The 15,420-nt window shown below is 61.2% G+C and carries 19 protein-coding genes; 7 read left to right on the top strand and 12 right to left on the bottom strand.

The features are described 5' to 3' along the window. Positions 1-25: 25 nt before the first annotated feature. From BLW03_RS17845 to BLW03_RS17800, 10 genes are all read right to left on the bottom strand, one after another. Complete coding sequence (locus BLW03_RS17845) at positions 26-931, bottom strand: CREC-EF hand family protein (RefSeq protein ID WP_074655358.1); 906 nt, start codon at positions 929-931, stop codon at positions 26-28. A 206-nt stretch (positions 932-1,137) separates the two neighbouring features. After that, entirely contained in the window at positions 1,138-1,488 is a 351-nt protein-coding gene (locus BLW03_RS17840; RefSeq protein ID WP_074655357.1) for a cupin domain-containing protein, read from the bottom strand. A 9-nt stretch (positions 1,489-1,497) separates the two neighbouring features. Further along, entirely contained in the window at positions 1,498-2,148 is a 651-nt protein-coding gene (locus BLW03_RS17835) for a LolA family protein (protein ID WP_074655356.1), read from the bottom strand. 105 nt (positions 2,149-2,253) lie between these two features. Continuing rightward, positions 2,254-2,766 carry a type IV pilin protein gene (locus BLW03_RS17830; protein WP_074655355.1) on the bottom strand — a complete coding sequence of 171 codons (513 nt, stop codon included), beginning with the start codon at positions 2,764-2,766 and terminating at the stop codon, positions 2,254-2,256. A 93-nt stretch (positions 2,767-2,859) separates the two neighbouring features. Then, positions 2,860-3,366 (bottom strand): pyridoxamine 5'-phosphate oxidase family protein, encoded by a 507-nt coding sequence (locus BLW03_RS17825; protein WP_074655354.1) that lies wholly within the window; start codon positions 3,364-3,366, stop codon positions 2,860-2,862. Positions 3,367-3,423: 57 nt separating this feature from the next. Next, entirely contained in the window at positions 3,424-3,918 is a 495-nt protein-coding gene (locus BLW03_RS17820) for a DUF3224 domain-containing protein (protein ID WP_244502145.1), read from the bottom strand. A gap of 27 nt (positions 3,919-3,945) precedes the next feature. Next, entirely contained in the window at positions 3,946-4,827 is an 882-nt protein-coding gene (locus BLW03_RS17815; RefSeq protein ID WP_244502144.1) for a glycine betaine ABC transporter substrate-binding protein, read from the bottom strand. Between the two features lie 47 nt (positions 4,828-4,874). Then, positions 4,875-5,510: an ABC transporter permease gene (locus tag BLW03_RS17810; protein WP_074655353.1), complete on the bottom strand. Its 636-nt coding sequence runs from the start codon at positions 5,508-5,510 to the stop codon at positions 4,875-4,877. Next, positions 5,507-6,268, bottom strand: coding sequence for an ATP-binding cassette domain-containing protein (locus BLW03_RS17805; protein ID WP_074655352.1), 762 nt, complete (start codon positions 6,266-6,268; stop codon positions 5,507-5,509). Before BLW03_RS17805 ends, BLW03_RS17810 begins: the two co-directional genes overlap by 4 nt. A 6-nt stretch (positions 6,269-6,274) precedes the next feature. After that, the gene (locus tag BLW03_RS17800) at positions 6,275-7,120 is read right to left on the bottom strand and encodes an ATP-binding protein (protein ID WP_074656125.1); all 846 of its coding nucleotides are present in this window, start codon (positions 7,118-7,120) and stop codon (positions 6,275-6,277) included. 217 nt (positions 7,121-7,337) lie between these two features. Here BLW03_RS17800 and gap point away from each other — a divergent pair, with 217 nt between their 5' ends. The 7 genes from gap (at position 7,338) to tpiA (ending at position 14,377) form a co-directional block, all read left to right on the top strand. Further along, complete coding sequence (gene gap, locus BLW03_RS17795; RefSeq protein WP_074655351.1) at positions 7,338-8,345, top strand: type I glyceraldehyde-3-phosphate dehydrogenase; 1,008 nt, start codon at positions 7,338-7,340, stop codon at positions 8,343-8,345. Between the two features lie 193 nt (positions 8,346-8,538). After that, complete coding sequence (locus tag BLW03_RS17790) at positions 8,539-8,814, top strand: DUF2164 domain-containing protein (protein WP_074655350.1); 276 nt, start codon at positions 8,539-8,541, stop codon at positions 8,812-8,814. 38 nt (positions 8,815-8,852) lie between these two features. Beyond that, entirely contained in the window at positions 8,853-9,266 is a 414-nt protein-coding gene (locus BLW03_RS17785) for a BlaI/MecI/CopY family transcriptional regulator (protein ID WP_074655349.1), read from the top strand. Continuing rightward, positions 9,263-10,606: a M56 family metallopeptidase gene (locus BLW03_RS17780; protein ID WP_074655348.1), complete on the top strand. Its 1,344-nt coding sequence runs from the start codon at positions 9,263-9,265 to the stop codon at positions 10,604-10,606. The genes BLW03_RS17785 and BLW03_RS17780 overlap by 4 nt, the downstream gene beginning before the upstream one ends. A 32-nt stretch (positions 10,607-10,638) precedes the next feature. Beyond that, positions 10,639-12,207, top strand: a complete 1,569-nt coding sequence (locus tag BLW03_RS17775; RefSeq protein ID WP_074655347.1) for a trypsin-like peptidase domain-containing protein — start codon at positions 10,639-10,641, stop codon at positions 12,205-12,207. Positions 12,208-12,314: 107 nt separating this feature from the next. Next, positions 12,315-13,529 carry a phosphoglycerate kinase gene (locus tag BLW03_RS17770; protein WP_074655346.1) on the top strand — a complete coding sequence of 405 codons (1,215 nt, stop codon included), beginning with the start codon at positions 12,315-12,317 and terminating at the stop codon, positions 13,527-13,529. 89 nt (positions 13,530-13,618) lie between these two features. Continuing rightward, a complete protein-coding gene (tpiA, locus tag BLW03_RS17765; protein WP_074655345.1) occupies positions 13,619-14,377 on the top strand; it encodes a triose-phosphate isomerase in 759 nt (252 codons plus the stop codon). Positions 14,378-14,454: 77 nt separating this feature from the next. On the opposite strand, the gene BLW03_RS20720 is transcribed toward tpiA, so the two are convergent. Further along, positions 14,455-14,610, bottom strand: coding sequence for a hypothetical protein (locus BLW03_RS20720; RefSeq protein WP_170835076.1), 156 nt, complete (start codon positions 14,608-14,610; stop codon positions 14,455-14,457). A 102-nt stretch (positions 14,611-14,712) separates the two neighbouring features. Next, complete coding sequence (lepB, locus tag BLW03_RS17760) at positions 14,713-15,237, bottom strand: signal peptidase I (protein WP_074656124.1); 525 nt, start codon at positions 15,235-15,237, stop codon at positions 14,713-14,715. Between the last annotated feature and the right edge of the window lie 183 nt (positions 15,238-15,420).

Genomic DNA, 15,420 nt, shown 5'->3' with positions numbered 1-15,420 from the left:
ATAAGGCAGGTAAGTGCTGCAGGGTTTAGCGTGCGGGCGAAGCGTTGTTGTCGGGCATGCGTTCGGTGGGAGGCTTCATGTCGCCCGGGCGTTCACCAGCTCCGGTTGGCGGTCCACCGGGACCACGCCCCATGGGCTGCGTCGCCATAAAGGTCGTAAGCTCTTCCAGGTCGATTTTGCCGTCGTGATTCAGGTCCATCGCCTCAAAGTTTGCCTGCATGCGGTCAGGAAATTCACCCTTGACGAGGAAGCCATCGCGATCGCCATCCCACTCATCCATGCTGTGCGCAGCGCGCTCCGCAGGGGTTTGCTGACGAACACGCAGCTCATCGGCTGAAAGGATGCCGTCCGCGTTCTTGTCCAGCGTCTTCAGAGCACCGGGAGCGCTCGCAATCTCAGCAGCGGAGAAGATACCGTCATGATCGACATCAATGGCGTTAGTGATCGGATCGACACGAAGCTGCACTGCCGCATTGTTGCGGCCAACCGGCCGGCCCTGCGGATCCGCCTGCGCATTCGCCATCGCGCGGATCTCATCGCCCGTCAACTTGCCATCGTGATTCGTGTCACCACGCTGAAACATTGGCTGCATACGCTCCGGCACTTCATCGATAGTCAGGACACCGTCCTTGTTGGCATCCATCGCCATCAGCCGCGCGTACAGCTCGTTGGAAACAGGCGAGTCCGCCTGGAAGCGAGGCGCGTACTCGTCCGGCGTGATCTGCCCATCGTGGTTCTTGTCCAGCGTTAACAGCGATTTGCTCGCAGCCGCGATCTCCACCGCCGACAGCTGGCCGTCCCCATCCGTATCCAGAGCCAGCAGGAAGACACGAGGAGGCGGAGTCCGTGGCGGTTGCGCAACCAGCAGAGGAGCGAACAGCGCTGGCGTAAATACGGCAATGGCGGCGGAAAGCAACGGTTGACGGCGCATAGTCTTCACTCTCTGAATCCTCTAGACGACCAAATCCGCGGCAAGTTTCTTCAGACTCGCTTCATACTCACGCTCGGCTGAGCTGGATCGGAGGCGCTGAGAGAAATGCGGACAGGATTAGTCCTAAATGTTTGTAGGACAAATTCAGTCCGAGATCAAGAAGGAGAATGATTCGCCTGTCGAATAGCGGACGCGCAGAGAATATTTCAGACCCGCTGCTTGACCGCTGCCGTGGCCGCGTCGCCCGTGTTGGGGGTACCTGCCGGCTCAATCAAGAGCAGGTGAACTTCTTCCGCCGCAACAGGGCAATGTTCCACGCCCTTAGGCACGACGAAGAGTTCGCCCGGGCCCACATGCACGTCGCTTTCTCGCATTCGGATAGTCAGAGAGCCCTTCAGTACGAGGAAGAGATCGTCGGTATCCGCATGCGAGTGCCATGTGAATTCACCCTGGACTTTCACCACCATGATGTCGTTGCCGTTGTAACCGGCGACAATCCTTGGCGACCAGTGATCGGTAAAGGTGGCAAGCTTTGCAGCGAGGTTGATGGCTTTCATACCGCTACTCTACGCGGGGGGCAGGCCATCGATCACGGTGACGCCAGCGGGCGGCGTGAAGCGGAAGTCAGCATCTGCGGCGGGCACGTTCTCCTGCATGTCGCGGAAGATGAAGTCCGTGAAGCTGCCGTCGATCTCCTCGATGCGCAGACCGCTGATCGCACCGGATGAGGGGCTCACAGTGACAGCGATCTTCTGCACGCGCTGATCTCCCGGTGTCATCTCGTAGTGCGGCGTGCCGGCCAGCGTGACGGCTCCGTTTGCAGCGGGCGTGGCCTGCAGATGATCGAGTTCCTTTTCAAGCTTCGTATGACCCAGTAGAAAGCGCAGCGGGGAGCGCATGTCGTCCAGTTGCTTGGCCGGAACGCGCTGCGCCTGTGGATCGCCCGGCGTGTAGCTGACGCCGAACTTGCCGTCGAGAACGAACAGCTTGCCGCTGGAATAGGTCCAGCGCATGCGCCCGGGCTTACGCAGCAGCAGGGTGCCTGTCTCCGTACGTTGCTGGCCCATGCCGCTGTAGTGCTCGGTATAGTTGGCGCGCAGGCTGGTCAGGTGGTTGTAGTGGTCGTCGACTTTGCTGGCGAGCGTGTGAACGTCCTGAGCCGCGACGGGAAGAACAACGGTAGCAAGCAGAACGGCGGTACGGGCAATCAATCTCATCGATTCCTTAGGATGCCGCAAATGCAATGGGTGCAGCCGAAGCCGCACCCGCTGCACAAACTCCGCTGACTGACTGGCTCGCTAGCTTGCTGACTAGCTGCGCTTCTACTGGATGGGCTGCGTGCAGGCGGTGCCGCCCTTGGGGTCGTACTTTACCTGCTGCGAGTCGTCGGAGCAGAAGCCGCGATCGCCGGTGTTGCCGATCTTCTGCGGTACAGCCGTGATTTCGTAGCTGGTGTACTGGTCCTGATTGTTGATCGTCACCTTGTTGCAGTTGACGATAGCGAAGGTATAGCCGGCCTTCTGTCCGCCGGCAAGATCCGGCTGCAGCAGACCTGCGGCAGCCGGCGACGGTGCCGCGGACTTATCGCCGCCCAATGCCTTCAGATCGCAGGCATAGCCGTTGGCCGGGTACGTCTGCTGATACTGAAGCTGCGCCGCAACGATGGCACGGATCGACTGGATGGCCGACGTCTCATTGCCCTGCCGCTTGATGCGCGTAATGTTCGGGATGGCGAACGTGGCAATGATGATGATGATCGACATCACGATCAGCAATTCGATCAGGGTAAAGCCGTCTTCGTTGCCGATGCGTCGGCTGCGGTTCTTCAGGGTCATGCAGTTCCTCGAATGTGTGCCGTGCTCGCGGCCTGCCTGTAGGACGATGCCGCGAGCGATCCGACATCACAAACTGTAGCAAATCGCGTCCGGTTACAGCGTAATCTTGCCTGCGTCTCCCACGCTGACCTTGTCCGCGCCCAGGACTGAAGCCAGGGCCAGCCGTCCCAAACGCACAATGCCGGACGAACTCGACTGCCAGTATTCGCCGCCGGTGACAGTCACCTTGAGCAGCGCAGCCGCAGGATCATCACTGCCCTTTTCGAACCACGCATCCGCCATCTTGTACCAGTGCTGCTTGATCATGGCGCGATCCTTCACGATGCCGGCGCGGCCCTGCAGCGAGAGGTACATGCCATCCTTCGGTTGCTCATAGCTCACCAGCACGTGGCTGTCTTCACGGATCTCATCGACCTTGCCGGAATCGATACGCGTGATGAACCAAAGCGTTCCGTCGAAATCCGCGGACTCCGTACCCATCGGTCGCGCGTGCAGCGTGCCATCGTCGGCAACGGTGGTCAGCATTGCGATGTGGATGTCCTTGGTAAGTTCCTTGATCTTCGCGATGCCTTCCGCGCCCGACACGTTCTTCTCAGCCATTCCTGCCTCCAACTTCAGGTGCGTTGGATGCACTGGGGCCCGCGTGCCGTTTCCCGCCTATCGAGCAGGCAAGGTGTACTGGAAATCGTAAGTATGGCCGGATTTGTCGATGATGATGTTTAGCTTGCCTTCAATGCCCGCGAGTTCCCCCGTGCCGGAGTTCGGGACGACCGTTACATCGAGCACAGCCGCCTTGGGATCATCCGTCATCATGCTCGCGGAATGGATGAACACGAAGGTGCCTGCGTGCCCGTCAACCTTCACGTTCATCGTCTCCAGCGCGACGTAAGCCATGGCCTTGCCTGTCACGGAAGTGGTCATCTGCCCCTTGCTGGAACCCTCGATGGCTCCACTCCACGTCTTGTCGATGGTCATCGCACCCAACCCGGCTTCCTTGCCGATGGGTGAGATGTCGGTCGGCTTCACATCCACCTTGAACGTTCCTGTCGCGTGCATCGTAGGTCCTCGTTTTGTGGTCTGGGCCATGGCACCCGCTGCGAACAGAAGCACCAGCAACGCCAGCAGGCATGATTCGCTCTTTATTCGCCGCATGCCTGCAAGTCTACAGACTGCATGCGTCTACAAGCCATGAGATTTTCGGAAATCACGGACCACATCCGCGGGGTCGCGGTGGTCCCCCTCAACGGCATGGTTCATCGCCTGCATCTCGCTTTCGCTCACGCGGCCTGTCAGCCGATCCAGTGCCATCTGCATCCTCGGATGCAAACGCAATGCGTCCTCACGGACCAGCGGCACCGCCTGGTACGGCGGGAAATAGTGGCGGTCATCCGCCAACACACGCAAGTTCATTGCGGTGATCTGCCCATCAGTCGAATTGCCAGAGATCACGTCCACCTGGTTCGATCCGAGTGCCCGATAGAGCAGTCCTAGGTCCATGATGCGCGGCGTCCCGTCGAAGCGCAGCCCGTAGGTGTCGTCCATGCCGTGCAGACCATCCGGCCGCTCCTCGAACTCATACCCGACGCCAAGCCGGAGCGAGGGCGCGGCCTGTGAAAGATCGCTAAGCTTCCTCACATGGAGACGGTCCGCATCCGCGCCTCGCAGCACCATCGCGAAGGTGTTCTCGAAGCCTAGGGACGGCTGCACACGCACCGCATACTTGTCCGCGTAGATGCGGCGCACCGTGGAAAGCACGCGATCGGGATCGTGGTCCAGTGGCTGCTTCAGAACCGAGGTCAGCGCGGTGCCCGTGTACTCGACGTACGCATCGATGCGCCCAGCCACCAGTGCCTGGTGCGCGATGTAGCTGCCCGCCAGATAAAACCGCCGGTCAACCTTCTCGCCAGTCGACTCGATCTGCTGCGCGAGGAGTTCGCCAAGAATCACCTGCTCCGTAAAGTTCTTGGCACCGATGACAATGCGCGAACCATGGGGAGGATCGCACGCGGTGAGGGGCAGAATCATCAGCGTCACCACGACCATCATTGCCGCTTTGAGCATCGCTCCCGCGTCTCTTCGAGATATCGGGCACCCATCGTGATGAGGCCTCATGAATCTCGTCTCACAGCGAGCCTGTGTTCCAAGAGTCCAAGCAGCGCATCCGCGATCAACGCGAGCAGCGCCGCGGGGATCGCGCCGAGCAGCACGAATCGATTGTCCACCGAAGCCACGCCACGGAAGATGAACTCGCCCAACCCGCCCGCACCGATCGCCGCAGCGATGGTTGCGACACCCACGCATGTGACCGTCGCGGTGCGCAGACCAGCCAGCAGCACACTCGCCGACAAAGGCAGTTCCACCTTCAGCAGACGTTGCATCGGGGTCATGCCCAGCGCATTGCTCACATCGATCAATGCGGGATCGATGCCGCGAATGCCTGTGTACGTATTGCGCAGGATCGGAAGCAGTGCGTAGCCGGTGAGCGCGATGATCGCGAGCCGGGCTGCGCGGTCGCCAAGCCACGGCACCGGCAGGAGCAGGCCGAAGAGCGCGAGGCTCGGCACCGTCTGCACGATGTTGGCAAAGCCGATGACAGGCCGCGCCCAGCGCTCATGCCGCGTCAGCCAGATGCCGGTGGGCACCGCGATCAGCGTCGCAAACAACATCGCCGAGCCGGTGAGCCACAAGTGCTCAAAGACGAGCCGGGCAAGCTCATACACGTGCTGATTCAGGAAGCCGGTCATCCGGCTGCCTCAAAGCGATTCACCGCCCGCACATACTCGCGCACGTTCTCAAGTTCCGACTGCAGAACCTCATGTGAAGCCATGTCCGCGGCTACATTGCCCGCGTCAATAAAGATCACGCGATGCGCCAGGAAGATCGCCTCCTGCAGGTCATGCGTCACGAGAATGGCGGTCTTACCCAGCCGCGCCAGCAGGTCGCGTAGCATCGTCTGCATCTCCGCGCGGGTCAGCGGATCGAGCGCGCCAAAGGGCTCATCGAGAAGAAGGATCGACGGATCGGTCGCCAGCGCACGCGCCACACCGGCTCGCTGTCGCTGCCCTCCACTCAACTGCCACGGCATGCGCCTGGCGAACTGCGAGGGTTCCAGGCCGACATCCTGCAGCAGCGCGTGCGCGCGTTGCGTGCGTTCACCAGGCGTCTTTCCCGCAAGCTCCAGCGGCAATGCGACGTTACGCTCGATGCTCATGTGCGGATACAGGCCGGTTTCCTGGATGACGTAGCCGATGCCGCGCCGCAGCTTGATCAGATCTGCCGCAACGACCTCCTCACCGCTCACGCGCACACCGCCACCCGTCGGCAGCACAAGGCCGTTCACGGTGCGCAGCAAGGTTGTCTTGCCGGAGCCGGAACGGCCCAGCAGTGCGGTCGTGGTGCCCGCTTCCAGCTTGAGGGAGATGTCGTTCAGAATGGGCCGCGACACACCGTGCGGGGCGAAGCTCACATGGGTGAACTCAACGCTGCCCGCAGCGGCTGTCATCGGTAGCTACTCGTCCTGGTTTGGATCGTTGCTGTCGGCATCATTGCCGTCCGAGCCGTTCGGCTCATCGATGTCCGCAGGAACCGGCGCATTGAATGCATCGGATTCGGAAGCCGCCGGCGTGCTGCCCGGCAGTCCCTTTACGCGGACCACGGTGATCTTCGAAAAGCCTTCCTTGAACGATGGTGGACGCAGACGCTCTGCCATCTTCTGCATGACGTCGTCCGCCACGCGGCGTTCGCGCTTGCTGTTGCGTTCCATACAGACGGCGAACGGCACGTCGAAGTAAACCGCCTGAGCCTCATAGCCGAAGCTCTTGGCCATCTTGATCCACTGACGGCGCTCGTGTGCCGACAGGTTCGTGGCATCCACATAGTTCCACGGCATCTTCGCAATCAGACGCGCACGCAGCAGGCTGCGCAGTGTGCTGAAGACGAGTCCGCTGTAGCGTTGATCCGTGATGTCATCGAACAAAATCGTTCGCAACATGTCGCTGCTCAGCGGCGTAACGCCGCGACGCTTGTACCAGGTAGTCTTACCGCTGCCGGGCAGGCCAATGGCCAGCACGACATAGCCTCGCGGCTGCGCCTTATCGCCCGCAGGCATCGAAGGCGGTTCGACCGGCAGGGTTCCCAGCGATTCGGGCTGAGTCTCGACCTCGATCTTGCCGGGTGCCGCGCTTTCGGCTGCAGGAGCCGGTGCGGCCTCCGCTGCTACGGCCGCAGGAGCGGCCTTGGCCGGTGCGTCCGGGTAGGTGGGTTGAAGTGCTGCGGGCTGATCCTGGGGGATCTCCTGCCCAATCTTGCCGGTGGCCTCGCTATTGTTCGGGCCACGCTTACTGCGTCTTCTCATCTTGTTGCGCATCCAGTCGCGCATAGCCGGTTTGTACCATACCCGGCGTTCCCAGCCAAACCGCTCCCCTGTCCGTAAGGACCGTTTGCAGGTTCTGCCGCCCGCAATTCGCATGCCTCTTACGGTGCGTCCCGCGCGCAACCGGCGGCCTAACCGCTACACTGAGAGGGTCGATCAAACCATCGAAAACGAACCATCTGAGAGGAAGCGACACGTCATGGCAGTAAAGGTAGGCATCAACGGATTCGGCCGTATCGGCCGCAATGTTTTCCGCACGGCAATCGGCAACGCCGACATTGAAATCGTAGCCGTCAATGATCTGACCAGCCCCGCGACGCTGGCGCACCTGCTGAAGTACGACTCCATCCTGGGCAATCTGAAGCAGGAGATCACCTCGGGCGATGACTTCATCTCGTTCGACGGCAAGAAGATCAAGGTCTTCGCCGAGCGCGATCCCGCGAAGCTGCCCTGGGCCGAGACCGGCGCCCAGATCGTCGTCGAATCCACCGGCCATTTCACCGACGCTACCAAGGCCAAAGCGCACTTGGGTGAGACCGTGAAGAAGGTCATCATCTCCGCGCCTGCCACCAACGAGGACCTGACGGTGGTCCTGGGCGTGAACGACGACAAGTACGACGCGTCGAAGCACAACGTCATCTCCAATGCCAGTTGCACCACCAACTGCCTGGCGCCCGTCGTCAAGGTGCTGAACGACACCTTCGGCATCACCAGCGGCATCATGACCACGATCCACAGCTACACCAATGATCAGGTCATCCTCGACTTCCCGCATAAGGACCTGCGCCGCGCCCGCGCCGCCGCGATCAACATGATCCCGTCGTCGACCGGTGCCGCCAAGGCCCTGAAGCTCGTCATCCCAGAGATGGACGGCAAGCTGGATGGCTTCTCCATGCGCGTCCCCACACCGAATGTTTCGATCGTCGATCTGACGTTCAACACGGACAAGCCGATCAGCGTGGCCACCGTAAATGCTGCACTCAAGTCCGCGAGCGAGGGCGCACTGAAGGGCATACTCGGCTACACCGACGAAGAACTGGTCAGCAGCGACTTCAAAGGTGACGGACGCTCTTCAATCGTCGACTCGAAGCTCACCAAGGTGATTGGCGATAAGACCGGCAAGATCCTCAGCTGGTACGACAACGAGTGGGGCTACAGCTCACGCGTGAAGGACCTGATCCTCTTCCTGGTGAAGAAGGGCCTGTAGCTCGCACCACGACCACGAACACCCGCGGCCCGTCATCCTAAGCCGCAGACGAAAGACCCCGATGCACCCCGTTCTGCACGTGCTGTTCCAGGCTTTCTCATAAGAAAGCTCCGAGCAGTTCCGGCAGGCTGGAGAGCGTCGGGGTTCTTCGCTTTGGTCAGGATGACAGCGCAGATGGCAAACTAATTCTGCCATGCCGATCGAGCTCCCAGACCATCTCCGCAAGGAGGCCATCGCCTCCATTCAGCGCTACTTCGACCGCAACCTGCCGGAGCCCATCGGCGACCTGCCCGCAGGCATGCTCCTCGACTTCTTCCTCGAAGACATCGCACCCGCCGTCTACAACAAAGCCGTCACCGACGCGCAAACACGCATGCAGGGCCGCATCGCCGAAGTCGACGGCGAGCTATACGAAGACCCCTTCCAATACTGGCACCGCCTCGAAAAAAAGCGCACTACCCGTCGCTAACTAATTCCTTAGTTGCTCGTCTTTCCTACCAGAGACGAATGCCGCCGCGCCGCTCCAATACGTTGACCGAAGCCGAACTCCGGCTCATGCGCCTGCTCTGGACCTGCGGCGAGTGCTCCGTGCAGGACCTCGTCTCGGCCATGCCTGAGGAGTCGCGCCTCGCCTATACATCGGTCCTGACGACCATCCGCATCCTCGAAACCAAGGGCTACGTCGAGCACCGGCAGGAGGGCCGCGCCTTCCTGTATACCGCCTGTGTCGCGGAGCAGGATGCGCAGCAGCACGAGGTGCGCCATGTGATGCACCGCTTCTTCGGCAACAGCCGCGAGCGCCTGATGCTTGCACTGCTCGGCGAGGGGGACGTCAGCTCCGACGAGTTGGCGCGACTCAAGCGGGCCATCGCCGAGGCAGAGGCCGCTCAGAAGTCCGGCGCGAACGAGGCAGCGAAATGACCCCTGCCCTCGTACATCTCTCAACCGTTCTCGCGACGGGCTGCATCGCCGGTCTGTGGCAGGGCGCAGCTCTAGCGCTGTTGGCATCTGCCCTGCTGCGCTTTACGCCGAAGGCCTCGCCTGCCCTTCGGCATACCCTTCTCATCGCCATTTTCATCGTGACCGCCTTACTTCCCTGGCTGCCGTCGCTACGACGCGTGACCACATCTCCTACAGGGTCGTCGCCCTTACAAGCGGCCCCGTGGATCGCCTCAGCCATCGTCATGGTTTGGATCGCCGCAACGGCCGTGCGCGCCATTCATCTCGCTTCGGCCTGGCTGCACCTGCGGCGGGTACGCCGCAACGCCACTCCTATCGTGATTGCTGGCAGTGACAGCTTTCCGGCCGGTGGCCGCCGCGCACTCCTCTGCGTCTCGTCGGAGGTTGATAGCCCCACTATCCTCGGCTTCTTCCGGCCCGTGCTGCTGCTGCCGGATTGGCTCGCTCCGAAACTCTCGTCGAACGATCTGCACCAGATCGCCCTGCACGAATGCGAGCACCTGCGCCGTCGCGATGACTGGGTCAACCTGCTGCTGCAGTTCGGGCTTGTCCTGGTGCCGCTCAACCCGGCGCTGCACTGGCTCAACCGGAGCATCGGCATCCAGCGCGAACTCGCCTGCGATGCGGAAGTCGTCGCGTCGACAGCCGAACCTCTCGCCTACGCAGCATCACTCACAAAGCTTGCAGAACAGCGCATGCATCGCAGGAGCCTTCGTCTGGCCCTGGCTGCCTGGGGCCGCAAGTCAGAGCTGACCCAGCGCGTGTATGCGCTGCTCGCACAACGTCCGGCCTGCACACTCTGGCATACACGCGCTGCCGGTGCGACCGGTGCCGTACTTCTGTTGACGGTTTCCGCGGGACTTGCGCACGCGCCACAGCTCGTCCGCTTTACGAACGCCCCCATGAGCTTCGCCACCACGCAGGTTCCCGAGATCACCACGGTGCCGGCTGCACTCGCCGCCACCATGGTGAAAGCATCAGCCACTGGCACGTCGACCGCGGTCCCGATGGTGCCCGCTGTATTCCCTGTGAAGACACCATCAAGGACTCGTCATCGCGCTGCGAACGCGCATGAGAACTCGCTACGCAGAATCTCCGCGGACGCGGTGAGACGGGCCCCGCAGAGCGACTCGGCTGTCCGCTTCGTCCACACTGCACTGGCAAACAACCTTCGGCAGACAAATTCGGCAGAGCCTTCAACTGACGATGGCGTCGCGCCCGTCCGGTTCGTCACAACCGACTTCATCACTCCCTACGTCGCCGTCCCCGTACGCAACGGCTGGATCCTCATCGAGCTTTAGCACCCAATGCATTACCAGGAGAAAACACCACCATGCGCCAAGCTACTAATTCATTAGTTAATGCCAGCACAAAGGCTCGTCGCTTTGCCCTTCCCAGCAGCCTTGCCGCTGTAGCCGTGCTCAGCTCTGCCATGTTTTTTCATGGTACCGGCGTGCACGCCAACGCAATCTCCGCTTCGGCGCTTGACGACCAGAGCGTCTCATCCCTTGCTGCGCTCGACCATGACATGGAGACTCTCGCGGCGCGCGTCACGCCAGCCGTCGTCAACGTTGCGGTCACCAGCCGCGGCACCGATGACGACGATGAGGCCCAGACCCCACAGCGCGGCATCGACCCGTCGGATCTGCCGCCCCAGCTACGTCAGTTCTTCGGCAACGGCGGTGGCTTCGGTCGCGGCGGCGCCATGCCGCAGCAACAGCAACTTCGCCACGGTGTTGGATCGGGCGTCATCATCTCGCCAGATGGGTACATCATCACCAACAACCATGTGGTGGAAGGCGCTACGCAGATCAAGGTAACGCTGCATGACCGTCGTGTACTGACGGGCAAGGTCGTCGGTACCGACAAACTCACCGACATCGCCGTAGTGAAGGTTGACGCACACGATTTGCCGGCCATCTCATGGGGCGACTCCAGCAAGCTGCAGCCCGGCCAGACCGTGCTCGCGTTTGGCAGTCCCTTCGGCGTGCTGCAGTTCAGCGTCACGCGCGGCATCGTCAGCGCGGTCAACCGTGCAGCGCCGTTCTCCAGCGATGCCCGCACGCCCGGTGGCCTCATTCAGACAGACGCGGCCGTCAATCCCGGCAACAGCGGAGGTCCGCTGGTCAACGCTCACGGAGAGCTGGTCGGCATCAATCAGATGATCGCAACCAACAGCGGCAGCTTTGCCGGTGCCAGCTTTGCGATCCCCTCTGCAACAGCCAGGGCGATCTCAGACCAGATCATCAAGACCGGCAGCGTGCACCATGGCTACCTGGGCATCGCCATGAACGACGTGACGCCGCAGAATGCGCAGTTCTTCAATCTTGACCAGGCGCTGGGAGCCATCGTCTCGCAGGTGACACCGGGTTCTCCCGCCAGTAATGCCGGCTTGAAGAATGGCGACGTCATCACCAGCGTGAATGGCAAGCCAGTCGAAAACGGTGGCGCCCTGCAGGTACAGGTGGCGCAACTCACTCCCGGCACGAAGATCAGCCTCGGCATCCTTCGCAATGGATCGCGCCAAAGCATCAACGTGGCTTTGGGTGAGTACAAGAAAGACGGCGAGGTGGCAGGCAATGACAGCAACAAAAGCGGCCCAAGCAATGGCGGCAAGCTTGGCCTGGCCATGAGCGATCTGACGCCGGACGTTCGGCAGCAGATGAACATCCCCTCCAGCGTCAATGGCGCAGCCATTGCTCAGGTGCGTCCCGGCAGTCCGGCTGAAGACGCGGGTTTGCAGCCTGGCGACGTCATCATGGAGGTGAATCGCAAGCCCATTAACTCCGCCGATCAGCTCGCCAGCAACATCAAGAGCGTGCCGGATGGCAAGGGCGTGCTTCTGCTGGTCTGGTCGAATGGTGGCGCCAGCTACCGCGTTGTCTCTCCCAACCAGGGATAGCGACGGCCCATCCCGCGACACTACCGAAGGCCCTCGCTCACCGCGGGGGCCTTCGCGTTCGCGCGATAGCCGCCCGGCCTCTGCGGCCGCAGCGGTATCCTGTCTACATGGCAACGCTTTCAATCCGTGACCTCGATCTGCATGGCAAGCGCGTGTTCATCCGCGTCGACTTCAACGTTCCGCTCTCGAAGGATGGCGGTGAGATTCTCGACGACACCCGCATCCGCGAGACGCTGCCGACCATTGAGTTTGCGCTGCGCGCCGGCGCGAAGGTCATCCTCGCCGCACACCTGGGCCGTCCTAAGGGCGAACGCGTTGAGAGCATGAGCCTCCGTCCTGTCGTCGATCGTCTTCGCCAATTGCTGGACGCCGACCTGGGCGAATCGCGCAACGTCGCCTTCTCTCCCGATTGTGTCGGCGAGATCGCGGAAGAGCTTGTCTCTAAACTAGAGAATGGACAGGCACTGCTGCTGGAAAACCTTCGCTTCCACAAGGAAGAAGAGAAGAATGATCCAGCCTTTGCAGAGCAGCTCGCGAAGCTCGCTGACGTCTATGTGAACGATGCCTTCGGCGCAGCACACCGCGCGCACGCTTCCACCGAAGGCATCACGCACTTCGTCAAGCAGAGCGCCAGCGGCATGTTGATGGATAAGGAACTGAACTATCTCGGCAAGGCGCTCACCACGCCCGACAAGCCCTTCGTCGCCATCATCGGTGGCGCGAAGGTGTCGGACAAGATCGATGTCATCGACAACCTGCTGAACCAGGTAGACGCCATCATCGTTGGCGGCGGCATGGCTTACACCTTCCTGAACGCTCAGGGCCAGAAGACCGGTAAGAGCCTGCTGGAAGCCGACAAGATCGACGTCGCCGCAGCCGCGCTGAAAAAAGCCGAGGCGAAGGGCGTGCGCTTCCTTCTGCCCGTCGACCACATCCTCGCGGACAAGTTCGCACCCGACGCGACGACCAGCACCTTCGACGGCACAGAAGACTTCCCTGCAGACCTCATGGCACTCGACATCGGACCCAAGTCCGTTGCGCTGTTCGTCAAGGAGATCAAGGACGCGCGCACCATCGTGTGGAACGGTCCGATGGGTGTCTTCGAGATGCCTGCCTTCGCAAAGGGCACCATGGCTGTCGCACATGCTGTTGCGGACAATGAGTTCGCCACCAGCATCATCGGTGGAGGCGACAGTGTTTCTGCCGCTGTGATGGCCGGCGTGACGGATAAGATTACGCACATCAGCACTGGTGGGGGCGCTTCGCTCGAATTCCTGGAAGGCAAGACCTTGCCGGGTGTCGCGGCGCTCACGCAAAAGTAATCGTCAACCGCGCGAGGCGGCAGCAACAGGGTTGCCTGTTACTGCCGCCTCGCATAAGCTGCCGCATTGAGAGAGGCTGGGACCAAACGATGCGTAAGAAAATCATTGCGGCAAACTGGAAGATGTACAAGACTCCGATGGAGTCGCTCGAATTCCTGAATGCCTTTCTCCCGAAGGTTCATGACCACGAAGCGTCCGAAATCGTAATTTTTCCCACGGCCACATCGCTTTCAACGGTGATTGACCGTGTCCGCGGTACGCATATCCAGGCAGGCGCACAGACGATGCACTGGCTGAACGAAGGCCCGTACACCGGCCAGACTTCGCCCACCATGCTCACGAGCATCGGCGCGACGCATGTTTTGCTCGGTCACTCTGAGCGCCGGCTCTATGCGAATGAGACGTATGAGCATGTCAGCCTGAAGCTGAAGGCCGCCATCGCACATTCCCTGACGCCGGTCGTCTGCCTCGGCGAAATGCTGGTGGACCGCCAGGGCGGTTTCACAAAGGACACGCTGATGGCGCAGATGGGTGCCGCGCTGTCCAATCTCCCCGCGGCCAGCACCAAAACGCTTGTGATCGCTTATGAACCTGTCTGGGCCATCGGTACCGGGTCAACCGCCAGCCCCGAAGTAGCGAATGAGGTGCATGCCATCATCCGTGCCGAACTCGCGCGGGTCTTCAATCTGGAGGTCGCCGAGAAGACTCGGATCCTCTACGGCGGATCCGTGAAGCCCGAGAACAGTGCGGCACTTCTCGCGCAGCCCGACATTGACGGCCTACTTATCGGTGGTGCGAGCCTGGATCCGGTATCCCTTGCGAAGATCATCCACACCCACCCCAAGTAAAAGCAGCCCATTCAAATGAGAAGCCCCGCCGAATGGCGGGGCTTTCTTGTCTCTTCAGGCCATGAGCCCGATGACACCTACCGGCGATAGCCGCGGTGGTAAGGGCGGTGGTGACGGTAGTAGCGGTGATGGTAGCGGCGGCGCGGCTGCGCGTTGGCCACTGTGGGCAGAACTGCGCTGCCGACGATGAACAGCGTGATCATCAAAAGCAGACTGCTGGCAAATTTTTTCAATGGAAACTCCAGGGGCGAAATGCCTATTGATAGTGTGACGCAAGGGAGCAAGGCGGCGTTGTGCGAACACGGTGCCGGACTCAGCGAAGGTTCGTATCGCTTTTAGTGGACCGCGCCGGCCTGATCGAAGGGCCAGTAGACGAAGCTCGCCTTACCGTAGATCAGTCCGCGGTCCACCGTCCCGAAGTCACGGCTATCACTGGAGATAGAGCGATGGTCGCCCATCACGAAGTACTCGCCGGCGGGGACAAGCATCTCCGGTTGCGAACGTTCGTCCGCATAGCGCGCCGGCACATACGGCTCGGACAGCTTGACGTCGTTCACATAAACGCGGCCGTGATCGATGCGCAGGCGGTCTCCCGGTAGCGCGATCACGCGCTTGATGTAGCTCTTCGTGATGTCGCGCGGATAGTGAAAGACGACCACGTCGCTGTGGCGGACATCGCCCATGCGGTAAGCAAGTTTGTTGATGAAAAGGCGGTCCTGATCCTGCAGCATCGGCACCATGCTGGTGCCTTCCACGCGGACCGGCTGGTAAAGAAACAGGATGATGAAGACGGAGACCGCCACAGAAGCAAGCACATCGCGCAGCCATCCCAGGGAGGTAGCCGGTCGCGGTGCGGCCACCGCAGGTGGGGCTGCCGGGTCAAAGGGATGCGGATCTGTTACTTGCGGATCGTTCACGGCTCTGCACTCAACTGTAATGTAAGACGATGAAATCCCCCGAAAGGAGCATATGTCTGATATCCGTAAGATAATTCCTGGTGTTTCTTCCGGGTATCTCCAAGGAAAGTCCGTGCATCGTACGGC

Source organism: Terriglobus roseus (genome assembly GCF_900105625.1).
GTDB lineage: Bacteria > Acidobacteriota > Terriglobia > Terriglobales > Acidobacteriaceae > Terriglobus > Terriglobus roseus_B.
Note: the sequence above shows the minus strand (reverse complement) of the source record. Positions and strands in the feature narration are given on the sequence as shown.